Below are 4598 nucleotides of genomic sequence, written 5' to 3'. Positions count from 1 at the left end.
ATCCTGACCGATGTCGCGGCCACCTTCATGGGATTGTGCGCGGTGATGCTCGCCCGGCGCGGGAGCAAGTCCGCCGCACGCACCTACGGCTGGCATCGCGCCGAGGTGTTCACCGCCGTCGCCAACGCGGGGCTGTTGATCGGGGTGGCGCTGTTCATCCTCTACGAGGCCTTCCGGCGGCTGAGCGAAACTCCCGCCGTCCCCGGCGTGCCGATGATCGTGGTCGCGCTGGCCGGGCTGATCGCCAACTTCGTGGTGGCGATGCTGCTGCGGTCGCAGGCCGAGGGCAGCCTGGCCGTCAAGGGCGCCTACATGGAGGTCGTCGCCGACGCGGTAGGCAGCATAGGTGTGCTGATCGCCGGCGTGGTCACCGTTACCACGCACTGGCCGTACGCCGACGTGGTGGTCGCCGTCTTCGTCGCACTGTGGGTGCTGCCGCGGGCGTTCTCCCTGGCCGGCGCGGCGTTGCGGATCCTGTCCGAGGCATCGCCGCGCCATATCGACGTCGACGAGCTGCGGTCGGCGTTGTGCGCCGTCGACGGCGTGACCGAGGTGCACGACCTGCATGTCTGGACGTTGGCGCCGGGCAAGGACATGGTCACCGCACACCTGACCAGCGGCAGTGACTCGGTGCGGGTGCTCGGCGACGCCCGGGCGGTGCTGGCCACCCGTGGGCTGGACCACGCCACCGTGCAGATCGAGCCGCCGGGCGGCGTCGGCGACTGCTCGGCCAGCTGGTAAATCGCCAGCTGGTAAATCAGGACAGCCCGAGTTCCGGGCGGGCTGCCGGGTCGCAGTCGTCGAGCAGGTCCAGGCAGCGCTGGTACTCGTCGGTCTCACCTATTGTGTCGGCCGCCCGCGCCAGCGCGGCCACGCAGCGCAGGAAGCCGCGGTTGGGCTCGTGCGAATACGGCACCGGGCCGAACCCCTTCCAGCCGTTGCGGCGCAGCTGGTCCAGGCCGCGGTGATAGCCCGTGCGGGCGTAGGCATAGGCGGTGACGGCCTTGTCGTCGGCCAGCGCCTCTTCAGCCAGCACCGCCCAAACCAACGACACGGCCGGGTGCGCCGCGGCGACAATTGCCGGTTTCTCGTCGGCGAGCAGCTCGGCCTCGGTGTCATTGTCTCGGGGCAGCAAGATCGGATCCGGTCCCAAGAGATCCCCCATCGGCGTCATGGAGTTCATTGTGCCGCGCCGCACAATGGGACCGGGGTCGTTAAGCTCCAACTACCGATTCGACAGCCGGAGGACAGCAGCGTCATGCCCCACCCACCAGGGCCCGACCACGACGACAAGGCGAACGTGGCTGGATTCGATCCAGACGCCACCAACGAAGCGGCGGATTCCGATCCCGCGCAGACCGCGGATCCGGCCGAGGAGGCCACCGAGGCATACCAGGTGACGCCACCCGATGCCGAGCCGGCGACCGAAGTGATGGCCAAAGCCCACCGGGAAAAGGAACGCGACGCCGCCAAACCTCGACCGCAGCGGGGCGAACGTCGCTTCACCGCACCGGGTTTCGACGCCAAAGAGACGGCGGTCATCGACACCACGGCGGCTGCGGAGCCGGCCACCGAGGTGTTCCGGACGGGTCAGAAACCGTCTGAGTCGAGGAGAACATTTTCCAGAAAGGCGATGCCCCAATTGATTCCGCCTCGGCTGGGTGCCCGGCTACGACCGTCGGGCCAGCGCAGCTGGGGTTGGGTGCTGGCGCTGATTCTGATCATCCTGGCGTTGGCGGCAATCGCGGTGCTGGGCACGGTGCTGCTGACCCACGGGAACAAAAAGAAGGCAGCTTCGCAGGAGGACCGGGTTCGCGGCACCATCCAAAGCTTCGACGTCGCAGTGCAAAATGGCGACCTGGCCAAATTGCGCAGCATCACCTGCGGCAACATCCGCGACAGCTACGTGAACTACGACAAACAGGCCTGGGATGACACCTACCAACGGGTCGCGGCGGCCAAACGGTATCCCGTGGTCGCCAGCATCGATCAGGTCGTCGTCAATGATGGCTACGCGGAAGCCAACGTAACCGCGTTTATGGCCTACGCGCCGCAGGTCAGGTCCACCCGCAGCTTCGATCTGCAGTACCGCGACGACCAGTGGAAGATCTGCCAGTCCACCGGATAGCTTGCCCGCGAGCAGACGCGGGCTTTAGCCGGTCAGCGAGTTCCCGGCACAGTGCAGGTCGTTGCAGGCCTCGATGACCCGCTCGGTCATCGAGGCCTCGGCCTTCTTCAGGTAGCTGCGCGGGTCGTAGAGCTTCTTGTTGCCGACGTCGCCGTCGACCTTGAGCACGCCGTCGTAGTTGGTGAACATATGACCGGCGATCGGCCGGGTGAACGCGTACTGGTTGTCGGTGTCGACATTCATCTTCACCACCCCGTAGCGCAGCGCCTCCTCGATCTCGGACTTCTCCGAACCTGAGCCGCCGTGGAACACGAAGTCAAACGGCTTGGAACCATCGGGCAAGCCCAGTTTCGCGGCGGCCACCTGCTGGCCCTTGGCCAGCACATCTGGGCGGAGCTTGACGTTGCCGGGCTTGTAGACGCCGTGCACGTTGCCGAACGTCAACGCGGTCAGGTAGCGACCCTTCGACCCGTCGCCGAGCGCCGCGTAGGTGTCCAGGGCGTCCTGGGCGGTGGTGTAGAGCTTCTCGTCCATCTCGCCGACGACGCCGTCCTCCTCACCGCCGACGACGCCGACCTCGATCTCGAGGACGATCTTGGCGGCCGCGGCCTTCTCCAGCAGCTCCTGGGCGATCTGCAGGTTCTCGTCCAGGGGTACGGCGGACCCGTCCCACATGTGCGAGCCGAACAGCGGGGCCTGCCCGTTCTTGACCCGCTCGATCGAGATGTCGAGCAGCGGGCGGACGAAACCGTCCAGCTTGTCCTTCGGACAGTGGTCGGTGTGCAGGGCGACGTTCACCGGGAAGCTCTTGGCCACCTGCTCCGCGTAGGCCGCGAACGCGACCGATCCGGCCACCATGTCCTTGACCTTCGCGCCGGAGAGGTACTCCGCACCGCCGGTGGACACCTGGACGATCCCGTCACTGCCGGCGTCGGCGAAGCCCTGCAGCGCGGCGTTCAGGGTCTGCGAGGACGACACGTTGATCGCCGGGAACGCGAACGACTCACGCTTCGCCCGGTCGAGCATCTCGGCATAGACCTCGGGGGTCGCGATCGGCATTTGCTCACTCCTGAAGGGTCGGACACGGCGTCGCAATCCACTCTAGTAGCCGGTCGACAATGATTGAATGCTGAGCAAAGAGGCCGGCCGAGCTGCCCCGGGGGAGATCGCATGGGTGAACACGAGGAGTACGTCGGTCAGGACGGCGTCGAGGCGCGGCCCGCCCCGTCGTGGCTGAGCGGCATCCTGACGCCGGAGGCTTCCGCGATCTCGGGCTTCGCGTTCGCGGCGCTCAGCATGATGGGGCAGGGCACGCTCGGTGTGGCGATCCAGGCCATTGTCCTCGGAGACGGCTTCGGGCCGAGTGACGTCGGCAGTGCGTTCGCCCTGTGGGGGATCGCCACCCTGGTGCTGGCAGTGATCGGTTTCGTGCTGGCCGGTCGGACGCTGCGGGACCCGTACGCCGCCTCGAGGTGGCCCGGACACCTGGCACGGGCCGCTGTGATCGTCGCGGTCGTCGGAGTTCTGGTGTCGTTGATCGGCATCGTGGCCGGCCAGTTCTCCGGCGCTGCCGGCTGACCCTCGGCGCGCTCACCCGCGCCACAGCGTCGGTGTGCCCTCACCCAGGTCGGCGTGCTGACGGACCCAGGTGTGCATCGCGATCGCGGCGGCGGCCGAGGCGTTGATCGACCGGGTCGAACCGAACTGCGCGATCGAGAACGTCGCGTCACAGGCGTCGCGCGCTTCCGCCGACAGCCCGGGCCCCTCCTGACCGAACAGCAGGCAGACTGCGCGCGGCAGTTGCAGCGTCTCCAGCGGCTGCGAGTCGGGCAGGTTGTCGATGCCGAGCAGCACCACCCGGTCCCGATCGAGGTGGTCGGCCAGCTCCGAGATGCTCTGGTGGTGGCGCACGTGCTGGTAGCGGTCGGTGACCATGGCGCCGCGACGGTTCCAGCGCCGGTTCCCGACGATGTGCACCTGTGCGGCCAGGAACGCGTTGGCGGTGCGCACGATTGTGCCGATGTTGAAGTCGTGCTGCCAGTTCTCGATCGCGACGTGGAACCCGTGCCGGCGGGTGTCCAGGTCGGCGACGATCGCGTCCATTCGCCAGTAGCGGTAGCGGTCGACCACGTTGCGCCGGTCCCCGTGCTCCAGCAGCGCCACGTCGTACTGGTCGCCCTCCGGCCACGGCCCGCGCCACGGACCCACGCCGACCTCGCTCGGCCCGTGCGGCATCGGGTCGTACGGCGCACGCCGCTGTTCGGTCTGCTGCTCGCTCACGCTTCGACGCTACCCGCCCCCGTCGCGTCCCGAGCCCGGTGCGGCGCTTGGGCGGGGCGGCGGGGGACGACCGGGCGGGGCGGCGAGGGACGACCGGGCGGGGCGGCGGGGGACGACCGGGCGGGGCGGCGGGGACGACTCAGCCGATGCTCAGCATGCGCGGATAAGGTTGCCCGCGTGCTCCCCGCCG

Annotated in this window: 6 protein-coding genes; 3 read left to right on the top strand and 3 right to left on the bottom strand. The window is 68.2% G+C overall.

Annotation, left to right across the window (positions count from 1 at the left end; genetic code table 11):
- A partial coding sequence (locus ACRDTL_RS14180; protein WP_431507337.1) for a cation diffusion facilitator family transporter occupies window positions 1-741 on the top strand: 741 nt, incomplete at its 5' end.
- A gap of 16 nt (window positions 742-757) precedes the next feature.
- On the opposite strand, the gene ACRDTL_RS14175 is transcribed toward ACRDTL_RS14180, so the two are convergent.
- A complete protein-coding gene (locus ACRDTL_RS14175) occupies window positions 758-1174 on the bottom strand; it encodes a DUF3151 domain-containing protein (RefSeq protein WP_431507336.1) in 417 nt (138 codons plus the stop codon).
- Window positions 1175-1258: 84 nt separating this feature from the next.
- On the opposite strand from ACRDTL_RS14175, the gene ACRDTL_RS14170 reads away from it, so the two are divergent.
- Complete coding sequence (locus ACRDTL_RS14170) at window positions 1259-2128, top strand: hypothetical protein (protein ID WP_431507335.1); 870 nt, start codon at window positions 1259-1261, stop codon at window positions 2126-2128.
- 24 nt (window positions 2129-2152) lie between these two features.
- Here the strand turns inward: ACRDTL_RS14170 and fbaA are convergent, their stop codons facing one another.
- Entirely contained in the window at window positions 2153-3187 is a 1035-nt protein-coding gene (fbaA, locus tag ACRDTL_RS14165; RefSeq protein WP_431507334.1) for a class II fructose-bisphosphate aldolase, read from the bottom strand.
- A gap of 111 nt (window positions 3188-3298) precedes the next feature.
- Between fbaA and ACRDTL_RS14160 the strand changes: the two genes are divergently transcribed.
- The gene (locus tag ACRDTL_RS14160) at window positions 3299-3706 is read left to right on the top strand and encodes a hypothetical protein (protein ID WP_431507333.1); all 408 of its coding nucleotides are present in this window, start codon (window positions 3299-3301) and stop codon (window positions 3704-3706) included.
- A gap of 12 nt (window positions 3707-3718) precedes the next feature.
- Here ACRDTL_RS14160 and ACRDTL_RS14155 read toward each other — a convergent pair whose 3' ends face one another.
- Window positions 3719-4363, bottom strand: coding sequence for a TrmH family RNA methyltransferase (locus tag ACRDTL_RS14155; protein ID WP_431507338.1), 645 nt, complete (start codon window positions 4361-4363; stop codon window positions 3719-3721).
- Window positions 4364-4598 lie beyond the last annotated feature (235 nt).

Source organism: Mycobacterium sp. (assembly GCF_050700595.1).
Classification (GTDB): Bacteria; Actinomycetota; Actinomycetes; order Mycobacteriales; family Mycobacteriaceae; genus Mycobacterium.
This window is presented reverse-complemented; position numbering and strand designations above follow the sequence as displayed.

Bases quoted from the DNA above. Each gene is read 5' to 3' on its own strand.
- ACRDTL_RS14170 (WP_431507335.1), top strand. From the start codon at position 1,259: ATGCCCCACCCACCAGGGCCCGACCACGACGACAAGGCGAACGTGGCT.
- ACRDTL_RS14175 (WP_431507336.1), bottom strand. From the start codon at position 1,174: ATGACGCCGATGGGGGATCTCTTGGGACCGGATCCGATCTTGCTGCCC.
- fbaA (WP_431507334.1), bottom strand. From the start codon at position 3,187: ATGCCGATCGCGACCCCCGAGGTCTATGCCGAGATGCTCGACCGGGCG.
- ACRDTL_RS14160 (WP_431507333.1), top strand. From the start codon at position 3,299: ATGGGTGAACACGAGGAGTACGTCGGTCAGGACGGCGTCGAGGCGCGG.
- ACRDTL_RS14155 (WP_431507338.1), bottom strand. From the start codon at position 4,363: ATGCCGCACGGGCCGAGCGAGGTCGGCGTGGGTCCGTGGCGCGGGCCG.